The sequence below is a fragment of the Myceligenerans xiligouense genome, from assembly GCF_003814695.1.
Classification (GTDB): Bacteria; Actinomycetota; Actinomycetes; order Actinomycetales; family Cellulomonadaceae; genus Myceligenerans; species Myceligenerans xiligouense.
Genome location: NZ_RKQZ01000001.1, coordinates 884,830 through 907,754, shown reverse-complemented (window position 1 = coordinate 907,754; position 22,925 = coordinate 884,830). Strand labels below are relative to the sequence as shown.

General features: G+C 70.3%; 19 protein-coding genes. 5 read left to right on the top strand and 14 right to left on the bottom strand.

The genetic code is table 11. The features are described 5' to 3' along the window. Nucleotides 1-8 precede the first annotated feature (8 nt). The gene (locus EDD34_RS03850) at nucleotides 9-1,511 is read left to right on the top strand and encodes a DivIVA domain-containing protein (protein WP_123813400.1); all 1,503 of its coding nucleotides are present in this window, start codon (nucleotides 9-11) and stop codon (nucleotides 1,509-1,511) included. Nucleotides 1,512-1,598: 87 nt separating this feature from the next. Here EDD34_RS03850 and EDD34_RS03845 read toward each other — a convergent pair whose 3' ends face one another. The 3 genes from EDD34_RS03845 to EDD34_RS03835 all read right to left on the bottom strand — a co-directional run bounded on the left by EDD34_RS03845 (nucleotide 1,599) and on the right by EDD34_RS03835 (nucleotide 3,618). Then, nucleotides 1,599-2,405, bottom strand: coding sequence for an alpha/beta fold hydrolase (locus EDD34_RS03845; protein ID WP_123813399.1), 807 nt, complete (start codon nucleotides 2,403-2,405; stop codon nucleotides 1,599-1,601). Nucleotides 2,406-2,521: 116 nt separating this feature from the next. Then, nucleotides 2,522-3,292: an alpha/beta hydrolase gene (locus EDD34_RS03840; protein ID WP_123813398.1), complete on the bottom strand. Its 771-nt coding sequence runs from the start codon at nucleotides 3,290-3,292 to the stop codon at nucleotides 2,522-2,524. Between the two features lie 26 nt (nucleotides 3,293-3,318). Further along, nucleotides 3,319-3,618, bottom strand: a complete 300-nt coding sequence (locus tag EDD34_RS03835; RefSeq protein WP_123813397.1) for a hypothetical protein — start codon at nucleotides 3,616-3,618, stop codon at nucleotides 3,319-3,321. Between the two features lie 217 nt (nucleotides 3,619-3,835). On the opposite strand from EDD34_RS03835, the gene EDD34_RS03830 reads away from it, so the two are divergent. Both EDD34_RS03830 and EDD34_RS03825 read left to right on the top strand, forming a co-directional pair. After that, entirely contained in the window at nucleotides 3,836-4,894 is a 1,059-nt protein-coding gene (locus EDD34_RS03830) for an FKBP-type peptidyl-prolyl cis-trans isomerase (RefSeq protein ID WP_123813396.1), read from the top strand. Between the two features lie 244 nt (nucleotides 4,895-5,138). Then, nucleotides 5,139-6,443, top strand: coding sequence for an extracellular catalytic domain type 1 short-chain-length polyhydroxyalkanoate depolymerase (locus EDD34_RS03825; protein WP_123813395.1), 1,305 nt, complete (start codon nucleotides 5,139-5,141; stop codon nucleotides 6,441-6,443). Between the two features lie 189 nt (nucleotides 6,444-6,632). On the opposite strand, the gene EDD34_RS03820 is transcribed toward EDD34_RS03825, so the two are convergent. Then, nucleotides 6,633-7,271, bottom strand: a complete 639-nt coding sequence (locus EDD34_RS03820) for a TetR/AcrR family transcriptional regulator (protein ID WP_123813394.1) — start codon at nucleotides 7,269-7,271, stop codon at nucleotides 6,633-6,635. Nucleotides 7,272-7,323: 52 nt separating this feature from the next. Here EDD34_RS03820 and EDD34_RS03815 point away from each other — a divergent pair, with 52 nt between their 5' ends. Continuing rightward, nucleotides 7,324-8,244, top strand: a complete 921-nt coding sequence (locus tag EDD34_RS03815) for a zinc-binding dehydrogenase (protein ID WP_123813393.1) — start codon at nucleotides 7,324-7,326, stop codon at nucleotides 8,242-8,244. A 393-nt stretch (nucleotides 8,245-8,637) separates the two neighbouring features. Here EDD34_RS03815 and nrdF read toward each other — a convergent pair whose 3' ends face one another. The 5 genes from nrdF to EDD34_RS03790 all read right to left on the bottom strand — a co-directional run bounded on the left by nrdF (nucleotide 8,638) and on the right by EDD34_RS03790 (nucleotide 14,645). Beyond that, nucleotides 8,638-9,618 (bottom strand): class 1b ribonucleoside-diphosphate reductase subunit beta, encoded by a 981-nt coding sequence (nrdF, locus tag EDD34_RS03810; RefSeq protein WP_123813392.1) that lies wholly within the window; start codon nucleotides 9,616-9,618, stop codon nucleotides 8,638-8,640. 120 nt (nucleotides 9,619-9,738) lie between these two features. Continuing rightward, nucleotides 9,739-11,874 carry a class 1b ribonucleoside-diphosphate reductase subunit alpha gene (gene nrdE / locus EDD34_RS03805; RefSeq protein ID WP_123813391.1) on the bottom strand — a complete coding sequence of 712 codons (2,136 nt, stop codon included), beginning with the start codon at nucleotides 11,872-11,874 and terminating at the stop codon, nucleotides 9,739-9,741. Beyond that, nucleotides 11,871-12,323: a class Ib ribonucleoside-diphosphate reductase assembly flavoprotein NrdI gene (gene nrdI / locus EDD34_RS03800; protein WP_123813390.1), complete on the bottom strand. Its 453-nt coding sequence runs from the start codon at nucleotides 12,321-12,323 to the stop codon at nucleotides 11,871-11,873. The genes nrdE and nrdI overlap by 4 nt, the downstream gene beginning before the upstream one ends. Before the next feature lie 26 nt (nucleotides 12,324-12,349). Continuing rightward, nucleotides 12,350-12,592 carry a glutaredoxin-like protein NrdH gene (nrdH, locus tag EDD34_RS03795; RefSeq protein WP_123813389.1) on the bottom strand — a complete coding sequence of 81 codons (243 nt, stop codon included), beginning with the start codon at nucleotides 12,590-12,592 and terminating at the stop codon, nucleotides 12,350-12,352. A gap of 604 nt (nucleotides 12,593-13,196) precedes the next feature. After that, on the bottom strand, nucleotides 13,197-14,645 hold the full coding sequence (locus tag EDD34_RS03790; RefSeq protein ID WP_123813388.1) for a GH1 family beta-glucosidase: 1,449 nt from the start codon (nucleotides 14,643-14,645) through the stop codon (nucleotides 13,197-13,199). A gap of 182 nt (nucleotides 14,646-14,827) precedes the next feature. On the opposite strand from EDD34_RS03790, the gene EDD34_RS03785 reads away from it, so the two are divergent. After that, on the top strand, nucleotides 14,828-15,067 hold the full coding sequence (locus tag EDD34_RS03785) for a hypothetical protein (RefSeq protein ID WP_123813387.1): 240 nt from the start codon (nucleotides 14,828-14,830) through the stop codon (nucleotides 15,065-15,067). A gap of 20 nt (nucleotides 15,068-15,087) precedes the next feature. On the opposite strand, the gene yicI is transcribed toward EDD34_RS03785, so the two are convergent. From yicI to EDD34_RS03760, 5 genes are read right to left on the bottom strand one after another with little or no spacing between them, the layout of a single operon-like run. Then, complete coding sequence (gene yicI / locus EDD34_RS03780) at nucleotides 15,088-17,391, bottom strand: alpha-xylosidase (RefSeq protein WP_123813386.1); 2,304 nt, start codon at nucleotides 17,389-17,391, stop codon at nucleotides 15,088-15,090. Between the two features lie 55 nt (nucleotides 17,392-17,446). Further along, entirely contained in the window at nucleotides 17,447-18,331 is an 885-nt protein-coding gene (locus EDD34_RS03775) for a carbohydrate ABC transporter permease (protein ID WP_123813385.1), read from the bottom strand. Between the two features lies 1 nt (nucleotide 18,332). Next, nucleotides 18,333-19,307 (bottom strand): carbohydrate ABC transporter permease, encoded by a 975-nt coding sequence (locus tag EDD34_RS03770; RefSeq protein WP_246012171.1) that lies wholly within the window; start codon nucleotides 19,305-19,307, stop codon nucleotides 18,333-18,335. Continuing rightward, complete coding sequence (locus EDD34_RS03765; RefSeq protein ID WP_123813384.1) at nucleotides 19,300-20,601, bottom strand: ABC transporter substrate-binding protein; 1,302 nt, start codon at nucleotides 20,599-20,601, stop codon at nucleotides 19,300-19,302. The genes EDD34_RS03770 and EDD34_RS03765 overlap by 8 nt, the downstream gene beginning before the upstream one ends. A 36-nt stretch (nucleotides 20,602-20,637) precedes the next feature. Next, nucleotides 20,638-22,692, bottom strand: a complete 2,055-nt coding sequence (locus EDD34_RS03760) for a beta-galactosidase (protein WP_425462342.1) — start codon at nucleotides 22,690-22,692, stop codon at nucleotides 20,638-20,640. Between the last annotated feature and the right edge of the window lie 233 nt (nucleotides 22,693-22,925).

Genomic DNA, 22,925 nt, shown 5'->3' with positions numbered 1-22,925 from the left:
GTCTGCACGTGTCAGACGAGCGATCGCTCTTCCCGACAGTCATGCGCGGTTACGACCGCGACCAGGTGCACAGCCACCTCGACCGGCTCAACGCCGCACTGGAGGAGGCGCGGCGTCAGGTCGAGTCGTCCGACTCGCGCGCCTCGAAGCTCCAGTCGGACCTCAGCGACGCCCAGCAGCGACTGAAGGAGAGCGACAAGCCGTCGTACGCGGGCCTCGGGTCGCGGATCGAGATGCTGCTGCGCTCGGCGGAGGAGCAGTCCTCGGACATCCTCACCCAGGCGAACCAGCAGGCCGCGGACATCATGGCGCGCGCCAAGCTCTCCGCGGGCCAGGTCCGCTCGCGGGCCGAGTCCGAGGCGGCGGAGATGCTCGCCAGCGCCCGCCGCGAGGCCGAGGAGATCCGCACGACCATGGCCGCCGAGGCCGACGGCCATCTCGTCGCGGCGCAGCGGCGCGCCGAGGAACTGGTGGGTTCGGCGGAGCGCGAGGCCGCGCTGATCACGTCGGGCATCGCCACCGAGGAGTCCGAGCGCCGGGCCAGCCTGGAGCGCGAACTCGGCACGCTGCGCTCCACGGTCGAGCGCGAGACCACCGAGCTGCGCGTCAACACGGAGCGGGAGGCCGCCCAGCTGCGCGCCAAGGTCGCCGCCGAGACCGCCGCCCAGCGCGAGAGCGCCGAGACGGAGTCGACCGAGCTCCTGGAGCGCGCCCGCCGCGAGGCGGAGCAGCTCGTGGCCGAGGCGAAGCGGGAGGCCGCCGAGGCGTCGAACGCGGTCAGCTCGGACCTCGAGGAGTTGCGGGAGCAGGCCCGGAGCGCGCTCGCCGAGGCCGACCTCGACATCGCCACCCGCAAGGAGCAGGTGGAGACCGAGCTCGCCGAGCGGCACGCCAAGGCGAAGGAAGAGACGGACAAGCTCGTCAAGGCCGCGGAGGAACACGCCTCCGAGGCCGAGAAGCGCGTGGCCGTGGCCCTCGAGCAGGCGGAGAAGGTCCGCTCGGAGTCCGACGTCTACGTCAAGGACCTCGTCGCGGACTCGCGGCGCACCGCGGACCGCATCGTCGCGGAGGCCCGGGAGTTCGCCGACCAGACCATCGCCGACGCCCGTGCCGAGGCGGAGCAGCAGCGCGCGGCCGCTCAGAACCAGCTCGAGGACCTCACGCGCCAGCACGACTCGATCAACGGCTACCTCGACGAGCTGCGCGGCATGCTCGGTGGTGGGCAGGGTGCCAAGAGCGACGGCGCCGCGGCTCTCGCCACGGCCACCGGCGGCAGCCCGTTGACACCGGCGCAGCAGGCCCGCTTCGGTGGTGTCGGCGCCGGGAAGAACGCGAAGGACGACGACGACTCGGCCGGCAAGCCCCCGGCCGCGATCCCGCCCCGCTCGCCCAACCCGGCTCCGTCCGCGGACGAGGTCAGCTCGGCCACCGTGGTCATCCCGCAGGTCGACGGCGGCGAGGACGAGACCGAGAACGGCAAGTCGGAGAGCAAGGCCGAGGCGAAGGCCTGAGACCACGCACCGCCGCGGGCCCTGCGTGAAGAACCCCGGCTGCCGGACGACCCTTCGTCCGGCAGCCGGGGTTCTTCACGCCCGCGGTCAGCGGAACCGAACGCGCCGGTGCAGGTCCGCCAGGGCGAGGGCCACCGTCTCCGGGTCCTCGACCGGCGCCATGTGACCGACGTCGGGAACCTCGGTCAGCGTGACGTTCCCCCCGGCCATCCGGGCCGCGGCCGCCATGTGCTCCGCCTCGGCGCGCGGGGCCAGCTTGTCCTGGGCCCCCACCACGACGGCCACCGGCGCGTCGTACTTCTCGAGCACCGCGGTCCTGTCGGGCCGCGCCGCCATCGCGCGCTGCATCCACGCGATGCCCGCGGGCGACTGCGAGTGGATCCAGCTCTCCAGCACCGGGAAGAGATGCCGCCGCTCGACGGCGCTGGTGTCCGACAGCAGCGCCGCCGGCATCCCGAGCACCGCGTCGACCGTCTGCGTCTCCTCGACGGCACTCGCGATCCGGCGCCGGTTCGCCCGCGCCTCGTCGGTGTCCGCCACCGACTTGGTGTCGACGAGCCCGAGCCCGGCGACGAACCCCGGATACAGGTCGGCGAGCGCCAGCGCGACGTACCCGCCCATCGACAGGCCGACGATGATGGCGTTGCCGACGCCCAGTTCCCGCAGGGTGTCGTGCACGCGCTCGGCGCTGTTCTCGAGTGAGGGCCGGGCGCCGTCGAGGTCGGAGTGCCCGGCGCCGGGCAGGTCGACGCCGATCGCCCGGATGCTCGGAGGCAGCGCCGCCGCGCACGGGGCCCACATCCGTAGATCCAGCGGGAAGCCGTGCAGCAGGACGAGCGGAAGACCGCCGCCCACCCGCAGGTCGATCGTGTTCAGCGGAGTCGTCCGAGTCATTGCCGCGCCTCCTTGCGGGGCGACCGCGCCCCTCGCTCCGGGGCGACCCCCGCCCCTCGTCCCAGGTTAGTGCCCGACGGCGCGGTCGCGAGGGCGTCGCACGGCCGGCGCGGGCGCTACGCGTCCGGGAGAGCACCTTCCCAGTGCGTCGGCAGCGGGAGCGGGTGGCCGGGGAGCACGTGGCCCACGATCTCGTCGAGCACCCGGCGCACGGCCGACTCCCCTACCCACAGGTGTTTCGCGCCGTCGACGCCGATCACCTCGGCCTGCGGGACGCGGGCGAACCTGCGGCGGGCCTCGTCCGGGCGCAGGTAGTCGTCGAGCTCGGGGACCAGCACCACGAGCGGCTTGCCGAACTCGGCCCAGCGGTCCAGGTCGGCGTCGGTCGCGCGGTGCAGGGGCGGCGACAGCAGGATCGCGCCCTCGATGCCCGGGTCCGCGCCGTGCTTCAGGACGAGCTCGGTACCGAACGACCAGCCGACCAGCCACGGGTTCGGCAGCTCGCGGAACTCGGCCAGTTCGATGGCCGCGGCGACGTCGTACCGTTCTCCCTCGCCGCCGTCGAACTCCCCCTCGCTGGTACCGCGGGGCGAGCTCGTGCCGCGCGTGTTGAACCGCAGGACGGAGAGGTTGGCCAGCGCGGGGAGCCGCCAGGCGGCCTTGCGGTACACGTGGGAGTCCATGAAGCCGCCGTGCGTCGGCAGCGGGTGAAAGGTGACCAGGGTGGCCGACGGCGTGCGCGGGGTGCCGTCGGGCTCGACGGGCTGTGCGAGCTCACCCACGAGCGTCAGGCCGTCCGCCGTGTGCAGCTCGACATTCTCGCGGTGCGCGGGAAGTACCGTCGTGGAACGGATCTGATGCGAGGTCTGGGTAGTCATCGGGTCCATTCTCACCCGGATCGGGCCACGGGCCGTCAGTGCAGGTTCTCGCGGCGGCGCCAGCAGCTGGTGTGCCAGTGCCGGCGCTGTTCGAGGCCGGCGTCGGGGCCGCCGATGACGTCGGACCGCCAGGCGACGACGTGCGCCGTGGCGGGTGGCACGTCCTGTCGGCAGGCCGGGCAGACGTAGGTCTTCTCGGACGAGCGGACGTGCTGGACCACCCACTCGCCGTCGGAGGCGGACTCGGTGAGGCGGCCGCCCGTGGCCCGGTCGAGGTCGAGCGGGCGGTGCTCGGCTCCGTAGGGTCGCTTGCTGGATCGGCGCTTGGACGGCATGTCGCCATTCTTCCAGGCTCCGGCGAGCGGGCGGCGGTGCCCGGCGAGGCCGTGTCGCGCCGGCGACGGCGGTGCCGGCCCGCCGGTGGCCGTGCGCGCCGACGACGACGGAGGCGGGACCGGTGCCGCCGGGGTGTTCCACCACGGTCCAGGAGATTCCAGGCTCGGACCGTTACAGTGTGCCGGTCCGGCACTACCCCCGATCGAAGGACACAACGTGAAGCACCGCACCACAGCAGGCCTGGTGGCGTTCGCCCTGGGCTCCGCCCTCGTGCTCACCGGATGCGGTGACGGCGACGATTCCGGCGACGCCGATGCGTCGCCCAGCCCGTCCGCGGACGCGTCGGGTGCCGGCGCGGAGCCGATCGTCGCCGGCGGCGTCTGCGAACCGGAGGCAGCGCAGGCCGAGGGCCCGCCGGAGGCCACCGAGGCGGACCAGGAGGCCGTCCAGAGCGTCGAGGTGGCCGGGCAGCCCGGCAAGAAGCCGAGCGACGTCTCCTTCGAGACGCCGCTCGCCGTCGAGGGTGTCGCCGTCAACGTGCTCGACGAGGGCGACGGCGCCCAGCTCGAGCAGGGCGGCAAGGTCACCTTCCACGACTACGGCGTCAGCGGCGAGGACGGCAAGCCGTTCCAGGGTGAGGACGGCCAGCCGCGGCCCTCGACCTGGGACGAGGGGCAGTCGCCGCAGGAGTTCGCGCTCGGCGACCCGAGCTTCCAGATCCTCAACGACCCGCTGACCGGCCTCAACGTCGGTGCGCGCGTGGTGATCGCCTGGCAGGGCATGGAGGGCGCCACCGAGGTGCACGTGGTCGACGTCGTCGACGCGGAGCCCGCCGCCGATCCGGTGCGCGCCGAGGGCACCGCGGTGGAGCCGGAGGCCGGCCTTCCGACCGTCGAGCTCGCCGACAACGGCGCCCCCACCGTCACCATCGCCGAGGACTTCGAGGAGCCCTCCGAGCTCGTCGTGCAGCCCCTCATCGAGGGCGACGGACGCGAGATCACGAAGGACGACGAGGTCACCGCGCACTACCTCGGCTGCCTCGTCGACGGCACGCCGTTCGACTCGTCCTGGTCCCGGTTCGAGCCCACGCCGTTCGCCCTCACCCAGGTGATCGAAGGATGGACCGAAGGGCTCGCGGGCCAGAAGATCGGCAGCCAGGTGATGCTGGTCGTGCCCGCGGAGCAGGCGTACGGCACCGACCCGAACGCCCACCAGCTCGGTGGGAAGACGCTGATCTTCGTCGTCGACATCATCGAGGCGAAGAAGGCCGCCTGACCGCGCCCGAAGCCTCGCCCCGGCCATCGCGCGGGGCGAGGCGATCAGGGCGGTCACGCCCGAACCACTGATCCGAGCCAGACATGACATCGCCGGGGCGGGACTCCCGCCCCGGCGATGTCGTGTCCGGGGACGACACCTCCAGCGAAACGAATAAGTTCAGTCAGTTCCTTGACGGGCGTCACGAATTTGGCAAACGATCTCACCGAGCGTTTCTGACACGACGAGGTGAGAGGAAGGTGCCATGACCCGAACCAAGACCACGATCGCGGTGTTCCTCAGCGGGCTGCTGCTGGCGGTGGCGGGAGCGGTGGGCGTCGCACCCACGGCCAGCGCGGCGACACTGAGGGAGGTGACGAGCTTCGGCGACAACCCGGGCAATCTTCGAATGCACCTGTACGTCCCCGACACCCGTCCCGCGAATCCCGCGGTGCTCGTGGCGATGCACGGCTGCGGCGGCTCCGGCCCGGGCTTCTACTCCGGCTCCCAGTTCGCGTCTCTCGCGGACCAGCACGGCTTCATCGTCATCTACCCGACCGCGACGAAGCAGACGGCGATGAGCAACTGCTTCGATGTCTGGTCCGACGCGTCGAAGCACCGGGGAGGCGGCAGCGATCCCGCGTCGATCGCTTCGATGGTCGCCCACACCCTGCAGGAGTACTCGGGCGACGCCGACCGGGTCTTCGTCACCGGAAGCTCCTCCGGCGGCATGGAGACGAACGCCATGCTCGCGCTCTACCCGGATGTGTTCGCCGCCGGCACGGTATTCATGGGCGTGCCGTTCACGTGCTTCCTCAACGAGGCGGACTTCGCCCCGCAGACGAGCCAATGCGTCAACGGCCGCAAGGACCAGAGCCCGCAGCAGTGGGGCGATGCCGTCCGCGCGGCCTATCCCGGGTACTCCGGCACGCGGCCGAGCGTCCAGCTCTGGCACGGCGACCAGGACAATCTCATCCCGCACCAGCTCCTGCGCGAGGAGATGGAGCAGTGGACCGACGTGCTCGGTCTCGGCCAGACGCCGACCTCCACCGACCAGCCGGGGCCGGGCTGGAACCGTTCGAACTTCGCCGACTCGAGCGGGAACGTCCGGGTCGAGTCCATCTCGGTGGCCGGAGCCGGACACTCCCTGCCGTCGAACGGCATGGAACAGGCCGCCATCGAGTTCTTCGGGCTGGACGACGCGGCACCGACACCCACACCAACTCCGACGCCGACGCCGACGCCGACGCCGACCGATCCTCCCGTGGACGGCTGTTCCGCGACCGTCCGGATCGTCAACGACTGGGGCTCGGGCTGGCAGGCCGACGTCGACGTCACGGCCGGTGCCCAGGCGATCAGCGGCTGGGAGGTCCGGTGGACCCTGGCCTCCGGGCAGTCCATCGCCTCGAGCTGGAACGCGACCGTGTCGACCTCGGGGTCGACCGTGACGGCGACGAACGTCGACTGGAACGGCGGCGTGGCGGCCGGGCAGACGATGCAGTCCGCGTTCGGCCTGGTCGGCAACGGGCCGGCCGGCACCGCACCGACGGCGACGTGCACCCCGCAGTGAGGGCCTGACATCCTCGGCGAGGCTGCGCGCAAGAGGCCCGGAGCCGCGGGATTCCACGGTTCCGGGCCCTTGGCCGGCCGACGCCGGCACTCGCTCCACTCAGGCCTCGCCCCTTCTGGCCCTGTCCGGCAGCCTGGCGTGCACAAGGATCATGCGATGCATGTTGCATCGAGTGTTCCTTGATTGCCCTCAGGGAAGCCTGGTCTCCAGACCTGCCGGGGCGGCCGCGAGCGATGCTCGTATCAGCGCGCACAGCTCGGCGCGGGTCGCGGTCGTCTCGGCACCGGGCGCCGATTGCCAGGTGTCCACGGCGGCCCGATGGCCGGCGATCAGGACAGCGCACACGAAGCGCGCCGAGAGGTCCGCTCCGGACCTGCCGGAGAGTCGCGCCGTGATCGCGTCGACCACCTGCTGTGTCAAACGTTCGCACACCAGCATGCCCGCGGCGTCGACCACCGGGTTGGTGCCGCTCAGGCGCGCGCTCAGCACCGCCAGGCGCTCCCACCCGGGCGGCATGCGTTCGACGACCTCGACGAGCCCGTCACCCAGAACCTCCAGCAGCGGCCCGCTGCGGGCGAGCACCGCGTCGAGGTCGGCGATGAGGGTGCGCCAGACGTCGTTCAGCGGGGTCAGCGCGAGGTCTTCCTTGCCGTCGAAGTAGCGGAAGAAGCTGCGCTTGGACACCTCGGCCTGGTCGCACAGCCAGTCGACGGTCACCGCGTCGTACCCGCGCTCGGCGAAGGCCGGAAGCGCGATCTCCACGAGACGTTGCCTGCTGCGTGCGATGCGCCTGGTGCGGAGCGTGCCAGTCGCGGGCTGCATCGTCATGCGGCCATCCTAGCAAACTGGCACTCAGTGGCATTTGGCATACAGTAGCGCCATGCTCGCATGGACAGTCGACCACACGTCACCCAGCCACCTCAGCCTGGGCGAGATGCCCGATCCCGCACCCGGGCCCCACGACGCGGTCATCCAGGTGCAGGCCTTCGCGCCGAACCACGGCGACCTCGAAGGGCTGCCGAGCCTGCCCGACGGCACGATCCCCGGCTGGGACGCCGCGGGTGTCGTCGTCGCCGAGGCAGCCGACGGGACCGGTCCACGCCTCGGCCAGGTGGTGGCTTCGCTGGGGCCGGACGGCGCGTGGGCGCAGCGGCGGCTGGTCACCGCCGAGTCCGTAGGTGTGGCTCCCGCCGGTGCCGACCCGAACGCGATGAGCGTCGTGCCCGTCGCCGCGACCAGTGCCCTGCGCGGTCTTCGCCGCCTCGGCCCGGTCCTCGGCCGCCGGGTGCTGGTGGTCGGCGGCACGAGCGTCGTCGGGCTGTTCGCCGTACAGCTCGCCGCCCGTGCCGGTGCCGAGGTCGTCGCCACGACCAGGAATCCTGCCGCGCGCGAGCGCCTGGTCGAGCTGGGCGCGCACGAGGTGGTCGCCTCGCCGTCCGACCTGGATGACGACGTGTCCGGGGTGCTCGACCTGCTGGGTGGCTCCCATCTGGTGCGGGCGTTCGCGCGGCTCGCGCCGGGCGGCACGCTCGTCGCACTGGGCCACGTGGCCGGGGAGGAGGAACGCTTCACGTACGGGGACCTGTTCGGCGACTCCGGCCGGCACGACCGGTCCCTGACGACGTTCTTCCTCGGCGCCGAGGCCAACATCGGCCCCGACATGACGTGGCTCGCGACGCGGATCCACGAGGGGCGCCTCGACCCGGTGGTCGGAGCTGTGCGGCCGTGGCGGGAACTACCGGACGCCTTCGCTGCCGGCACGGAGCGGACGTACGGGAAGACCGTCCTGACCATCGACTGAAGCTTTCCCGGTCACCGCGCTTGGTCCGCAGGTGCCTGCGCTACAGTTTTCCGGCTCATTACACTACCGATGTTCGCTGTCCCACACGACAACTCTTCGCCAAACTACGCTACCGATGTTCGGGGGCTGTAGCCGGTGTTGGCGTTGAGCTGGCGGCTCACGTTCAGGGTCGCGGTTCCGTCGTCGGGCCACTCGATGTCCCCGCGCTGGAACTGAGCTCGGTCATTCGTTTGGTGCCTGAGGTTGGCGCTCGGCGGCGACGGCGCACGGCTCCCACTCGTCCATCTCCGACGTCCCATGTCTGGCGGATGTCGGCACGAAGAAGTGCCCGGAACCGCCTGCGGTTCCGGGCCCCTCACCAGGCCCTCCGGGCCACTGGCTCCGAGAGCAGTCTCAGAAGTCCCAGTCGTCGTCCTCGGTCTCCACGGCCTTGCCGATGACGTAGCTCGAACCCGACCCGCTGAAGAAGTCGTGGTTCTCGTCCGCGTTCGGGCTCAGCGCCGCGAGGATGGCCGGGTTGACGTCCGTGTCCTCCTTGGGGAACAGCGCCTCGTAGCCCAGGTTCATCAGGGCCTTGTTGGCGTTGTACCGCAGGAACGCCTTGACGTCGTCGACCAGGCCCAGCTCGCCGTAGAGGGACTCGGTGTACTCCGACTCGTTCTCGTACAGCTCGAACAGCAGCTCGAACGTGTACGCCTTGAGCTCGTCCTGCTCGGCCTGCGTGAGCTGCGCCAGGCCCTTCTGGTACTTGTAGCCGATGTAGTACCCGTGCACGGCCTCGTCGCGGATGATGAGCCGGATCAGGTCGGCGGTGTTGGTGAGCTTGGCCCGGCTCGACCAGTACATCGGCGCGTAGAAGCCGGAGTAGAACAGGAACGACTCCAGCATGGTGGAGGCGACCTTGCGCTTCAGGGGATCGTCGCCCCGGTAGTACTCGAGGACGATCTCCGCCTTCTTCTGCAGGTGCGGGTTGTTCTCGGACCAGGAGAAGGCGTCGTCGATCTCCCGTGTCGACAGCAGCGTCGAGAAGATCGACGAGTAGCTCTTGGCGTGCACCGACTCCATGAACGCGATGTTCGTGTACACCGCCTCCTCGTGCGGCGTCAGCGCGTCCGGGATGAGCGAGACCGCGCCGACCGTGCCCTGGATCGTGTCCAGCAGCGTCAGGCCCGTGAACACCCGGGTCGTCATGACCTTCTCGGGTTCCGACAGCGTGTGCCACGACTGGATGTCGTTGGACACCGGCACCTTCTCGGGAAGCCAGAAGTTCCCGACCAGACGGTCCCAGACCTCGAGGTCCTTCTCGTCCTCCAGGCGGTTCCAGTTGATCGCGGTCACGCGATCGATGAGCTTGAGCTTCCCTGTGGGCGACATCTTCGTTCTTCTTCCGATGTACGACGGCGGCGCCGCTCGCGACGTGCGACGGCTGCGGCCAGGTTGTTCATGGTCGGTGCGGGTGCGCCCGCGGCACCGCGGGCGCACCGTCCAAGCGCATCAGAGCATGCAGCTGACGCAGTTCTCCACCTCGGTACCCTCCAGCGCCATCTGACGCAGGCGGATGTAGTACAGGGTCTTGATGCCCTTCTTCCAGGCGTAGATCTGCGCCTTGTTGACGTCGCGCGTGGTGACCGTGTCCGGGAAGAACAGCGTCAGGCTGAGGCCCTGGTCCACGTGCTGCGTCGCCGCCGCGTACGTGTCGATGATCTTCTCGTACCCGATCTCGTACGCGTCCTGGTAGTACTCCAGGTTGTCGTTCGTCATGTACGGCGCGGGGTAGTAGACGCGGCCGAGCTTGCCTTCCTTGCGGATCTCGACCTTGGCCGGCACCGGGTGGATGGAGGACGTGGAGTTATTGATGTAGCTGATCGAGCCCGTGGGCGGGACCGCCTGCAGGTTCTGGTTGTAGATCCCGTGCTCCATCACCGACGCCTTGAGGGCCTTCCAGTCCTCCTGCGTGGGGATCTCCACACCGGCGTCGGCGAACAGCCGGGCCACCCGCTCGGTGGCCGGCTTCCACTCCCCGTCGGTGTACTTGTCGAAGTACTCCCCCGTGGCGTACTGGGACTCCTCGAACCCGCCGAACTTCTTCCCGCGTTCCCTCGCGAGACGGTTCGACGCGGCGATCGCGTGGTACGCGACCGTGTAGAAGTAGATGTTCGTGAAGTCGACGCCCTCGGCGGAGCCGTAGTAGATCCGCTCACGTGCCAGGTAGCCGTGCAGGTTCATCTGCCCCAGCCCGATCGCGTGCCCCAGCTCGTTGGCATGCCGTACCGACGGCACCGAGTCGATGCTCGTCTGGTCACTGACCGCCGTCAGGGCGCGGATCGCGGTGTCGATCGAGGCCCCGAAGTCGGGCGAGTCCATCGCCTTGGCGATGTTCAGCGAGCCGAGGTTGCACGAGATGTCGCGGCCGACGTGGCTGTACGACAGGTCCTCGTTGAACGTGGACGGCGTCGAGACCTGCAGGATCTCGGAGCACAGGTTCGAGTGGGTGATGCGGCCCGCGATCGGGTTCGCCCGGTTCACCGTGTCCTCGAACATGATGTACGGGTAGCCGGACTCGAACTGCAGCTCCGCGAGCGTCTGGAAGAAGTCGCGCGCGTTGATCGTGGTCTTGCGGATGCGGTCGTCCGCCACCAGTTCGTCGTACTTCTCGGAGATCGAGACGTCCGCGAACGGCTTGCCGTGGACGCGCTCGACGTCGTACGGGCTGAACAGGTGCATGTCCGCGTTCTTCTTGGCGAGCTCGAACGTGATGTCCGGGATGACGACACCGAGGGAGAGGGTCTTGATGCGGATCTTCTCGTCCGCGTTCTCCCGCTTGGTGTCGAGGAACCGCATGATGTCCGGGTGGTGCGCGTGCAGGTAGACGGCGCCCGCCCCCTGACGCGCACCGAGCTGGTTCGCGTACGAGAACGAGTCCTCGAGCAGCTTCATCACCGGGATGACGCCCGACGACTGGTTCTGGATGTGCTTGATCGGCGCGCCGTGCTCGCGGACGTTGCTGAGCAGCAGCGCCACGCCCCCGCCACGCTTGGAGAGCTGCAGCGCCGAGTTGATGCCGCGCGCGATGGACTCCATGTTGTCCTCGATGCGCAGGAGGAAGCACGACACCGGCTCCCCCCGCTGCGCCTTGCCCACGTTGAGGAACGTCGGGGTCGCCGGCTGGAACCGCCCGGCGATCACCTCGTCGACGATGCGCTCGGCGAGCGCCTCGTCGCCGTCGGCCAGGCCGAGCGCGACCATGGACACACGGTCCTCGAAGCGCTCGAGGTACTTCGTCCCGTCGAACGTCTTGAGCGTGTAGGACGTGTAGTACTTGAACGCGCCGAGGAACGTCTCGAACCGGAAGCCCTTGCTGTACGCCCGCTGGAACAGGGTCTTGACGAACGCCCGCGAGTACTTCCCGAGAACCTCGGGGTCGTAGTACTTGTTCTCGACGAGGTGGTCGAGCTTCGCCTCCAGCGTCTCGAACTGGACGGTGTTCGGCAGGACGTGCTGCAGGAAGTACTGGCGAGCCGCCTCACGGTCCTTGTCGAACTGGATCTTCCCGTCGGCCCCGTAGAGGTTCAGCATCGCGTTGAGCGCGTGGAAGTCCGGCTGAATGTCCTCCGGCGCCACCGCACTCACGCCGAGAGCGGTACCTGCCGGGGATGGTGCTGTGGTTGCTGTTGCCAAAATCGTGCCAATCCGTTGCGGACGCGCGTGACGTCCTGCGCTGTGCCCAGGAGCTCGAAGGCGTACAGGTATGGGACGTCGCACTTGGCCGCGATGATGTCCCCGGCGATGCAGTACGCAGCCCCGAAGTTGGTGTTGCCGGCGGCGATGACGCCGCGGATGAACGACCGGTTGTGCTCGTCGTTCAGGAACTTGCGGACCTGGCGCGGGACCGAGCCGCCCTCGTTGCCCCCACCGTAGGTGGGAACCATGAGGACGTACGGCTCGTCGACCCGCAGGAACCCGTCGGCCGGCCGGAGCGGGATCCGTCGCACCGGGATGCCCAGTGCCTCGAGATCGAGGCGCTGCACGAACCGGTGCGTGTTCTCCGAGACGCTGGAGAAGTAGACCAGGGATCCCATGACTCCGACCCTGCCTCCGCGGGTTGTCAGGCGACGACCGCCTGCGTGGCTGCGAGCTCCATGATCCGGTCCGGGCGGAAGCCCGACCAGTGCGCGTCACCCGCCACGACGACGGGCGCCTGGAGGTACCCGAGGCCGCGGACCATCTCGAGCGCGTCGGTGTCCTGTGTGATGTCGACGACCGAGTACTCGATGCCCTTGCGGTCGAGTGCGCGGTACGTTGCGTCGCACTGGACGCACGCCGGCTTGCTGTAGACGGTGACGCTCATGTCCGCCCCTCCCCTTGGATGCCGTTGACCTCGAAAAACATTGGTGGAACTACACCGATGTGGTTTGCGCGGAGTCGCATCTGCCCCGCTACGGAAAACACTACACCTAGTGTCTGACGCCCGCTCGGCAACGACATCTTGTGGTTGACGCCCACGGCAAACCCGTGCGGGGCGTGCGCCGGACCGCCGGGCACCGCCCGCGGACCATGCTGCCACGGCACCCCGCCACCACCCCGGAGGTGGGTCCGCGACACCTCGCGAGGCGCCCGTCCCTGCCCGTCAGGCACCCTCGGAACGCGACACGCCGGACCGCCGGACCACCTCACGAACGCCACTTTCCGGACCGCCGTCGGGCGCCGCCCGGCCCTTCGAAACGTCCCGTCAAAAAGGACTAACCACCCACCAACGACGCACGAACCCGAGTTGAACTCGCGGCGTGTCGCACCCGTGGGCGTGTCTCACGCGAGGCGCGCCTCACAGGCCGGACCGTCACCGCGGGCCGGGCGCACGCGAGCGCACGACGGCACGCGACCCGCGGCGAACGAGGAGCCCGGCCCGCCGGGGCCCGGGGAGCCGGGCCGCACCAGGGCCCGGCTCCGGTCCGTCACCGGGGTTCGACGTCGGTCACCGCGGGGAGCGTACCGGTCGCCACCAGGCGGCGGTACCAGTGGGCCGAGTCCTTCCAGATGCGCTCCTGGGTCTCGTAGTCGACCCGGATGATGCCGAACCGGCGGTCGTAGCCGTACGCCCACTCGAAGTTGTCCAGGAGGGACCAGGCGAAGTACCCGCGCACGTCCACGCCCTTGTCCCGGGCCCGGCCGAGCGCCTCGACGTGGTCGTGGAGGTACCCCACGCGAAGGGGGTCGTGCACGCGCGCGACGCCGTCGGTCACCGTGACCTCGTCGTCGAACGCCGCGCCGTTCTCCGTGACCATGAGCGGCAGACCCGGGTACCGCTCGTGCATCTCGAGGAGCAGGTCGGTGAGGCCGGCCGGCTCGATGTTCCAGCCCATCGCCGTCCACGGACCGGGCTGGGGCAGGAACTCGACGTCCTCGGCGCCGATCCACGGAGTGCCCGCGGAGTTCTTGTGCCCGTCGGCCTGCTGCCGCTCGCCCTCGCCCGACCAGGCCCGTGCGCGCGCGGTCGAGTAGTAGTTCACGCCGAGCACCGTGAGCGGCTGCTTCACGATCTCCAGGTCGCCGTCGCGCACGAACGACCAGTCGGTGAGCGAGGCGGTGCGCTCCCGCAGGCCGACGGGGTAGGCGCCCTCCAGGAGCGGGCCGAGGAACGAGTCGTTGGCGATCTCGTCGGCCTTGCGCTTGGCGTCGAGGTCGAGGTCCGACGACGGGTCGTCGGGCCGCACGACATGCAGGTTGAGCGTGATCGACACCTTCGCCGAGGCGCCGACGACGTCGCGGATCTCCCGCACCGCCAGTCCGTGGGCGAGGTTCAGGTGGTGGATCGCCGTCAGGGCGGCGACCGGGTCGCTGATCCCCGGTGCGTGGACGCCCGAGCCGTAACCGAGGAGCGCCGTGCACCAGGGCTCGTTCAACGTGGTCCACACGTCGACCCGGTCGCCGAACTCCTCGGCCATGCGGCGGGCGTAGACGGCGAACGCCTCGGCGGTGGCGCGGTTGGTCCAGCCACCGGCGTCCTCGAGCTCCTGCGGCAGGTCCCAGTGGTACAGCGTGACGACGGGCTTGACGCCGGCCTCCAGCAGCGCGTCCAGCAGGTCCGAGTAGAACTGGATTCCCTCGGGGTTGAAATCGCCGCTGCCGCCCGGCTGCACGCGCGGCCACGCGATCGAGAACCGGTAGGCGTCGAGGCCGAGGTCCGCGATGTGCCGCACATCCTCCCGCCACCGATGGAAGTGGTCGTCGGCCACGTCGCCCGTGTCGCCGTTCAGGGTCTTGCCCGGGGTGTGGGAGAAGGTGTCCCAGATCGAGGGGCCCCGGCCGCCCTCGGTCGCGCCGCCCTCGATCTGGTAGGACGCCGTGGCGGATCCCCAGACGAAGTCGTCGGGGAAGGTGCGGGCATCGCTCGGTGTCGCCATGTGTCTCTCCGTGAAATCGATCTCGAACTTCATTGCCGGGTGGCGGCATCGCCGCCGTCGATGTCAGCCACCGGCTCTATCGTCACCCGTGACCACCGGAGCGGTAAACCGGATGGTGGGGATGGAGGTGTGCGGGTATATTCGAACATGTTTACTACCGGCGGGTGACGGAGGGATGCAGCATGTCAGCAGTGGAGGCGGCCCTGGCCGCGGCGATCGACGCGATCCTGACCACACCGGAGGTCACCTACCGGCGCGGCGAGGTCACGCACTCCCGGCGGACCGGGTTCGGCTCCCGGTACGACGTCGTCGTACCCCCGGCATCCCTGCACGTGCCTGCCGGTCCGCCGGGTCCGGTGGGCGCCCCGGCCCGTGCCACCGTGCTCCGCGGTGGCACGGACCTGGACGCACCCACCGGATAGGCGGCGCCCGCTCCGGTGGATCACCCGGCCAGGGCGATCACCACCTCGCCGGGGCCTTCCGCGCGGACGCTGCGCCCGGCGATCTCGACGCCCCATCCCGCGGGCGCGTCGGTGGAGGTCACCCGCACCGTGTCACCGGCCCGGCGCACGGTGAACCGCGCGGGCTCCCCGGTCCCGCCGGGCACGACGACGTCGCGCGCGAACCCGTCGGGGAGCTCGAAGCAGTGCAGGGTGACGCCCTCGGCCCAGGCGTAGTCCGGCCGGTGGTCGTGAGCCCCCACCGGGACGACCGACCCCGGCCGCGCCAGCAGGGGAAGCGAGTCGAAGCCGTGTTCCTCGGTGATCCACCGCGAGCCGCGGACCGTCCCGGCACCCGCGTCGCGGGCGCCGTCGGCGAGCGCCGGGAGCAACCGGCTCCACTCCCCCTCGGGCAGGTAGTAGCTCACGCGCCCGTCGGCACGGAACACGGGGGCCACGAGCAGGCTGTCACCCAGCATGTACTGGGTGTCGACGGTGCAGGCCGCGGGGTCGCCGGGGAACTCCAGCACCATCGCGCGCATGAGGGGGGTGCCGTCGCTCTCCACCTGCGCGGCCGCCTGGCCGAGGTACGGCATGAGGGACATCTTCAGCCTGGTGAAGCGGCGCAGCACGTCGACCGCCTCCTCGTCGAAGGCCCACGGCACGCGGTAGGAGTCGGACCCGTGGAGGCGCGAGTGCGAGGACAGCAGGCCGAACGCGGTCCAGCGTTTGAACACCGCCGGGTCCGGCGTGCCCTCGAACCCGCCGATGTCGTGGCTCCAGTAGCCGAACCCGGACAGCGACAGCGACAGGCCGCCCCGCAGCGACTCCGCCATGGAGACGAACGTGGACTCGCAGTCGCCGCCCCAGTGCACGGGGAAGGACTGGGTGCCCGCGGTCGCGGACCGGGCGAACACGACGGCCTCCCCGCGTCCTCGCTCCCGCTCGAGCAGGCCGAAGACCACCTCGTTGTACAGGTACGCGTAGTAGTTGTGCATGCGCTGCGGGTCGGACCCGTCGTGCCAGACGACGTCGGTGGGGATGCGCTCCCCGAAGTCCGTCTTGAAGCAGTCCACGCCCTGGTCCAGCAGCACGCGCAGCTTGTCCTGGTACCAGGCGGTGGCGTCGGGGTTGGTGAAGTCGACCAGGGCCATGCCGGCCTGCCACTTGTCCCACTGCCAGACGTCGCCGTCGGGCGTGGTCACCAGGTACCCCTTCTCCTTGCCCTCGCGGAACAGGTGGGAGCGCTGGGCGATGTACGGGTTGATCCAGACGCACACCTTCAGCCCGCGGTCGTGCAGCCGGGCCAGCATGCCCTCGGGGTCGGGGAACGTGGCCGGGTCCCACACGAAGTCGCACCAGTGGAACTGGCGCATCCAGAAGCAGTCGAAGTGGAACACCGACAGCGGGATGTCGCGCTCGGCCATGCCGTCGATGAAGCTCGTGACGGTGGCCTCGTCGTAGTTCGTGGTGAACGACGTCGAGAGCCACAGGCCGTAGGACCAGGCCGGGACGGCGGCGGGCCGCCCCGTGAGGGCGGTGTAGCGCCGCAGGATGTCGGCCGGCGTCGGCCCATGGATCACGTAGTACTGGAGCGACTGGCCCGGCACCGAGAACTGGGTGCGGCTGACCGCCTCGGACCCCACCTCGAACGACACCCGCTCAGGGTGTGCCACGAACACTCCGTAGCCGCGATCGGTGAGGTAGAACGGCACGTTCTTGTAGGCCTGCTCGCTCGCCGTGCCGCCGTCCTCGTTCCAGACGTCGACGCTCTGGCCGTTCTTCACGAACGCGCCGAACCTCTCCCCCAGCCCGTAGACGTGCTCGCCGACGCCGAGCGCGAGCTGCTCGTGCACGAAGTCGCCCTCGGGCGTGGTCGCGATGCCGATGCTCCGCGCCGACGACGAGGTGAGCACCTCGCCGTCGGCCACGAAGTCGACCTGCCAGGCGCCGTCGGTGGCGACGCGGGCCGTGAGGCCGCCCGAGGTCAGCTCCGCCGGGCCGTCGCCCAGAGCCTGCGGCGTGACGACCTTGACCGCGCCCGGCTCCCGGTGGACCGCGAAGTGTGGCCCGGGGTCGCGGCGGCCCTGGTGGTGCTCGATGCGCACGCCGATCACGTCGTCCGCCGGAGCGTCGAACGTCACGGTGACGACCGGACGGTTCAGCGTGTCGCCCCGCCGGATGATCGGCGCGGTGGGCGCGTACACCGTCAGGGTGTCGGCGCCGGCCTCCACGGCGTCGACGTCCCGGGGTCGGAGCATTCCGACGCCGGGTCGCAGCTGCCAGTAGCCGTCGGTGAATCTCATGCCTGATACCTCGCTTGATCCTGGTCGGGGTCGTGGTCCAGCGAGCTGAGTGCGGTCACTTGACCGCCCCAGCGGTCACGCCCCGGGTCAGGGTGCGCTGGAAGATGAGGAAGAACACCACGGCGGGCACGAGGGAGACGAGCGTCCCCGCGTTGATGGTGGGGGCGTCCATCATCCGGTCGCCCTGCAGCGAGGCCAGGGCGATCGGGATGGTCTGGGTGTCGTTCGTGGTCAGCATGACCAGCGGGATGAAGAACTCGTTCCAGGTCCAGATGAAGAAGAAGATCATCAGGACCGAGAGGGTCGGCCGCATGATCGGGAACACGACCTGCCAGAGGATGCGCCACCGGCTCGCGCCGTCGAGCGCCGCGGCCTCCAGGAGCGCCGGCGGGAACGTGCCCAGCACGGAGGCCAGCAGGTAGGTGCCGAACGCCGACTGGATGACGGTGAAGATGATGATCACCGACCACTGCGAGTTCGACAGCCCCACCGACTGCGCCATCGTGAACAGCGGGTAGATCAGGGCCTCCTGCGGCAGCATGTTCGCCAGCAGGAACAGCGTGACGATCCACAGCCGCCCCTTCACCCGGCCGATGCCGATCGCGTAGGCGTTGAGCAGCGACAGCAGCGCGCCCAGCACGGCCACGACGGCCGAGATGAACACGGAGTTCCAGAGCTTGACCGGGAACTCGGTCCGTTCCCAGAAGGCCAGCACCCCGTCGAGGTAGATGCTCGACGGCAGGGACAGCGGGCCGTTGGCCGAGTAGTCCTGCGGTGACTTGACCGCGTTGAGCAGCATGATGCCGAACGGCGCGAGGATCATGAGCCCCACGACGACGGCCGCGGCCAGCACGAGCCAGCGGCCGACCCCGCGCCGGTAGCGGGAGTCGATGCCGGAGCGGCGCACCTCGGGCGCACGCGTAGGTGTGGCGACAGCCATGTCAGATCCCCTCTCGCTCACGTCGTTCCGCCCGGCCCTGCAGGCCGAGGATGATCACGGCCAGCACGACGATCACGAGCGTGAGCACCGTGGCGATCGCGGCCCCGTACCCGACCTGGGACTTGTCGAAGAAGTTCAGGTAGGAGTAGTAGCTCGGCACCAGGGTCGAGCTCTCCGGGCCGCCGCGCGTCAGCACGTAGATGGGTGCGAACACCTTGAGGGCCGCCACCGTGCAGGTCAGGGTGACCACGAAGGTCTCCGGCCGGATCTGGGGCACGGTGATGGCCCGGAACCGGTGCCACCAGCCGGCGCCGTCGAGCTCGGCCGCCTCGTAGAGCTCCGGGTCCACGCGCTGGAGCGCCGCCATGAAGATGACCACCGGGTAGCCGATCTGGATCCAGATCAGGACGAGCATCACGGCCGGCAGCGCGGTGGCGGGGTCGCCGAGCCAGTTGGGCGGCGCGTCGATGCCCATGCCGCGCAGGATCTCGTTGAGCGCGCCGGTCTGCGAGTTCAGGATCCAGTTCCACAGCACGCCCGCCACGGCGACCGGCAGGATCTGCGGCAGGTAGTAGGTGGCCCGCAGCACCGACGAGACCCGCTCGCCGAACCGCCGTCCGAGGTAGTCGAACAGCACCGCCGCGAGCAGCAGCCCGACGATCGTGGGCACGAGCACCATCGCGACGATCATGGCCAGCGAGTTGCCGAACGACGTCCAGAACTGGTCGTCGCCCAGCAGGTCCGCGTAGTTGCCCAGCCCGTTCCAGCGCAGCGGCGCCATGCCGCCGCGCCACTTGAACAGGCTGAAGTACACGTTCGACAGGAGCGGGTAGCCGATCACGACGGCGAAGGCGACCGCACCGGGCAGCAGGTAGGGCAGGTAGCCCACCCAGGCCGCCCGGCCGCGGCGCGGGGCTCGCGGGCGCCGCCCCGCCCGCGAGCGCCGTGCCGTGAGGATGCTGGTGCTGTCAGCCATCGAGCAGGTCGGCCTTGCCGTCGTCGTACGCGCTCTGCAGCCCGTCCAGCACCTCGTCCGGGGTCTTGGAGCGGTTCACCAGGGACTGGAGCTGGCTGACGATCACGTCGTAGTAGCCGGGGACCGGCCAGTCGGGGTAGAAGGCGAGGCCGTCGTCGTCCAGGATCGCCTGGAAGTTCTCGGTGAGCTCGCGGGTGCGCTCGTCGTCGATGACCGACGGGTCGCCCGCCACGGGCAGGCCGCCCTCGGTGGCCAGCACGTTCTGCACCTCGGGTCGCAGCGTGATGTCGATGAACTCCTCGGCCAGGCCGGTGGAGTCCGCGTTCGCCGGGACGACCCACAGGTTGCCGGAGGAGCCCGGGTGCAGTGCGTTGCCGGGGAAGTTGAACTGGCCCCAGTCCGCCTGGACCTCGGTCGCGAGGCGGCCGAACCACCAGGAGCCGCTGACCATGATCGGGTAGGTCCCGTCGATGAACGAGACGCCCATGTCCTCGGCGGTGAGCGCCGCCGAGTCGGAGGCGATGTAGCCCTTGTCGATCCACTCGTCGAGCTTCTCGGTGGCCTGCGTCATCGCCGCGCCGTGGAAGTCGACGTCGTCGGCGAAGAGCTGGTAGCCGTCCACCAGGGCGCGGTCGCCGTAGGCGAGCACGAGCTCGTACCAGAGCTGGCCCAGCGGGTACTCGGCGCCGGCCTCGGCCAGCGGGGTGATGCCCTCCTCCTGGAAGGCCGCCAGCACGTCCTCGAACTCCTCGAGGGTGGTCGGCTCCTCGAGGCCGTGCTCGGCGAACATCTCCTTGTTGTAGTAGACGCCCACGAACTCGCCGTAGTTCGGCACCCCGTACCACTCGCCGGAGCCCATGAGGCCCTGCTCGTCGTACATCGCCGTGGTCGCCAGCGATCCGGTCAGCTTCTCGTCCCAGCCGCGCTCGGCGGCCTGGTCGGTCAGCGGGGTCAGCAGGCCCTGGGCCGCGAGCTGGCCCGCGGTCGCGTTGCCCTTGTTGAACTCCATGACGTCGGGCACGTCGTCACCCGTGAGGACGATCTTGGCGTTCTTCTGGATCTGCTCGAACGTCTGCTTCTCGACCTCGACGGTGACGTCCGGGTTCTCCTCCTCGAAGATGCGGATGGCCTCGGCCCACGCCTGGCCCATCGCCGAGTCGTCGTTCTCGTAGTGCCAGATGGTCAGCGTGCTGTCGTCCGTGTCGCCGCCGCCGGTCTGGCCGGTGCAGCCGGCCAGGACCAGGGCGCCCGCCAGGGCGGTTCCTACCAGGGTCGTCGTTCGGTTGTGGTGCATTGCCTATCTCCTTGTTTCCCAGAGCCCGATGAGGGCTCAGTGCCCGACGTCGGCCGGCAGCAGTGCCACCGCGTCGGTCGGTCCCACGGTCACCTCGCCCGAAACGGGCGTGGCGGTGAGCAGTTCGGTCCAGTTCCCCGGCACGTCGAGGCGCGCCGGTTCGCCGGAGTGGTTGAGCAGGAACAGGACGTCGCCGCGGTACACGGCCTCGACCTCGTCGCCGGGGGCGCGCCCCGCGTTGAGGCCGGCCAGGCCGGGCAGCACGGGCCCGACGCCCGCCTCCTCCAGCGCCGCGCGCAGCACCGCGGCGAGCGTCTCGTCGTCGGGCACGGTGCCGAGGTACCAGGCGGTTCCGGAGCCGGAGGCTTCGTCGCCCGGCGCCGTGTGCCGCGTGATCGCGGGGGCGCCCGCCAGGTGGCCGGACGCGAACCTGGCGAGCACGTCGGCGCCGTCGGCACGGAGGCGTTCGCCCAGGACGGCCGCTCGACCCGCGGGGTTCAGGGCCACGCCGTCGTCCGGCAGCGGGGCCCACTCCTCGCCGCTCACGCCGAGCAGGCCGGCGAGCAGCACGGGGAAGCGCCCGGGGCGCACGTGCGCGTTCCCGTCCGCGACACCGCTGAACGGCCCGACGACGAGGCTCGCGCCCCGCTCCACCGCGCCGGCCAGGAGTTCGGCGTCGGCCGGTTCGATGACGTACAGGCTGGGCACCAGCACGACGTCGTATCCGTCCAGGCCGGACCCGGGGCGTACGACGTCGGTCGCCACGCCGGCGGTCCACAGCGCGCGATGCCAGGCGCCGAGCTGCTCGATCGGGTCGAGGCGGTCGGTCGGCCGGGCCACCTCGGTGGCGGCCCACCAGGACGGCCAGTCCCAGAGCAGCGCCACTCGCGCGGGGACACGCCCGCCCGTGACGGGCCGCAGGCGCGCGAGATCCGCGCCGAGACGGCGGATCCCGTGGTGGGCGAGGGTGTCGGGCCCGGCATGGGGAAGCATCGCGGAGTGGAAGCGCTCGGCTCCGGCGCGCGAGGCCCGCCACTGGAAGAAGCAGATGCCGTCCGCGCCCCGGGCCACCGCCTGCAGCGACTCCAGCCGCGACCGTTCGGGCGACTTCGGCAGGTTGTGCGGCCGCCAGCTCACCGCGCCGGCGGCCTGTTCCATGAGGAGCCACGGCTCTCCCCCGCGCAGGGAGCGCATCAGGTCCTGGCGCAGCGCCGACGACGACGGGGCGTGCGGGTCGGCCGGGTCGGGGTAGGCGTCGTCCGCGACGACGTCGAGCTCGGGGGCCCAGGACGCGTAGTCGGCGAGGGGGAAGAAGCCCATGAAGTTGGTGGTGACCGGGCGGGTGTCGTCCACGGCGCGGACGGTGTCGCGCTGCTCGCGGTAGATGTCCAGCAGCAGGTCGGACGAGTACCGGCGCCAGTCCAGCGACTGCGTCGGGTTGGGGTGGTACGGCATGCGGCGCGGAGGCAGGATCTCGTCGAACTCGGCGTAGCGCTGCGACCAGAACGTGGTGCCCCAGGCCTCGTTGAGGCCGTCGATGTCGCCGTAGCGGGCACGCAGCCAGGCGCGGAACCGCTCGGCGGCCTCGTCCCCGTAGCAGACCTGCCCCAGCTCGTTGCCGACGTGCCACATCCGTACCGCGGGGTGGTCCGCGTACCGCTGGGCGAGGTCGCGCGTGATGGCGAGCGCGGCGTCGCGGTAGACCTGCGAGGCCGGGCTGAAGTGGTTCCGGGAGCCGGCCACGAGCCGCACCCCGTCCGCGTCCACGGGCAGGGTCTCGGGGTGACGGACGCCCAGCCAGGCCGGCGGCGACGCCGTGGGGGTCGCCAGGTCCACGCCGATGCCGTGCCCGTGCAGGACGTCGAGCACCTCGTCCAGCCAGCCGAACTCTCGCGCGCCGGGCGTGGGCTCGTACGACGCCCAGCTGAAGACGCCGACGGTCACCAGGTTGACGCCGGCCCGCCGCATCAGGCGAGCGTCCTCGCGCCACACCTCGCGCGGCCACTGCTCGGGGTTGTAGTCCCCGCCGAAGCAGATACCGGCCTCGGCCACCAGCGCGGCGAAGCGCTCGGTCATCGGCATCGTCGGCATCGTCACCCTCCCGTCCGGACCTCTGTGTCCGGCTCGTCGCTTGCTCCGTCGTCGAAGCGATTCAACACGCTAGCCGTAGGCAGGGACTTGTGTCTAGTGCCCTGCTCGGCGAATTCTGCTGGTGCTCCGTCGAAGCGCTTCCCTAGGATGAGGCACACTGATGTGCCGGCATGCGCCGAGCGCACGACCTGCCGCCGCACCAGGCACCGCGGCACCCGACCAGGAGGAGCATC

Excerpts from the sequence above, each read along its gene's own strand:
- EDD34_RS03840 (WP_123813398.1), bottom strand. The coding sequence starts at position 3,292 with ATGGACCCGATGACTACCCAGACCTCGCATCAGATCCGTTCCACGACG.
- nrdI (WP_123813390.1), bottom strand. The coding sequence starts at position 12,323 with ATGGGATCCCTGGTCTACTTCTCCAGCGTCTCGGAGAACACGCACCGG.
- EDD34_RS03760 (WP_425462342.1), bottom strand. The coding sequence starts at position 22,692 with ATGCCGACGATGCCGATGACCGAGCGCTTCGCCGCGCTGGTGGCCGAG.
- yicI (WP_123813386.1), bottom strand. The coding sequence starts at position 17,391 with ATGAGATTCACCGACGGCTACTGGCAGCTGCGACCCGGCGTCGGAATG.
- EDD34_RS03785 (WP_123813387.1), top strand. The coding sequence starts at position 14,828 with ATGTCAGCAGTGGAGGCGGCCCTGGCCGCGGCGATCGACGCGATCCTG.
- nrdF (WP_123813392.1), bottom strand. The coding sequence starts at position 9,618 with ATGTCGCCCACAGGGAAGCTCAAGCTCATCGATCGCGTGACCGCGATC.
- EDD34_RS03770 (WP_246012171.1), bottom strand. The coding sequence starts at position 19,307 with ATGGCTGACAGCACCAGCATCCTCACGGCACGGCGCTCGCGGGCGGGG.
- EDD34_RS03765 (WP_123813384.1), bottom strand. The coding sequence starts at position 20,601 with ATGCACCACAACCGAACGACGACCCTGGTAGGAACCGCCCTGGCGGGC.
- EDD34_RS03845 (WP_123813399.1), bottom strand. The coding sequence starts at position 2,405 with ATGACTCGGACGACTCCGCTGAACACGATCGACCTGCGGGTGGGCGGC.
- EDD34_RS03835 (WP_123813397.1), bottom strand. The coding sequence starts at position 3,618 with ATGCCGTCCAAGCGCCGATCCAGCAAGCGACCCTACGGAGCCGAGCAC.
- nrdH (WP_123813389.1), bottom strand. The coding sequence starts at position 12,592 with ATGAGCGTCACCGTCTACAGCAAGCCGGCGTGCGTCCAGTGCGACGCA.
- EDD34_RS03815 (WP_123813393.1), top strand. The coding sequence starts at position 7,324 with ATGCTCGCATGGACAGTCGACCACACGTCACCCAGCCACCTCAGCCTG.
- EDD34_RS03790 (WP_123813388.1), bottom strand. The coding sequence starts at position 14,645 with ATGGCGACACCGAGCGATGCCCGCACCTTCCCCGACGACTTCGTCTGG.
- EDD34_RS03775 (WP_123813385.1), bottom strand. The coding sequence starts at position 18,331 with ATGGCTGTCGCCACACCTACGCGTGCGCCCGAGGTGCGCCGCTCCGGC.
- EDD34_RS03820 (WP_123813394.1), bottom strand. The coding sequence starts at position 7,271 with ATGACGATGCAGCCCGCGACTGGCACGCTCCGCACCAGGCGCATCGCA.
- EDD34_RS03825 (WP_123813395.1), top strand. The coding sequence starts at position 5,139 with ATGACCCGAACCAAGACCACGATCGCGGTGTTCCTCAGCGGGCTGCTG.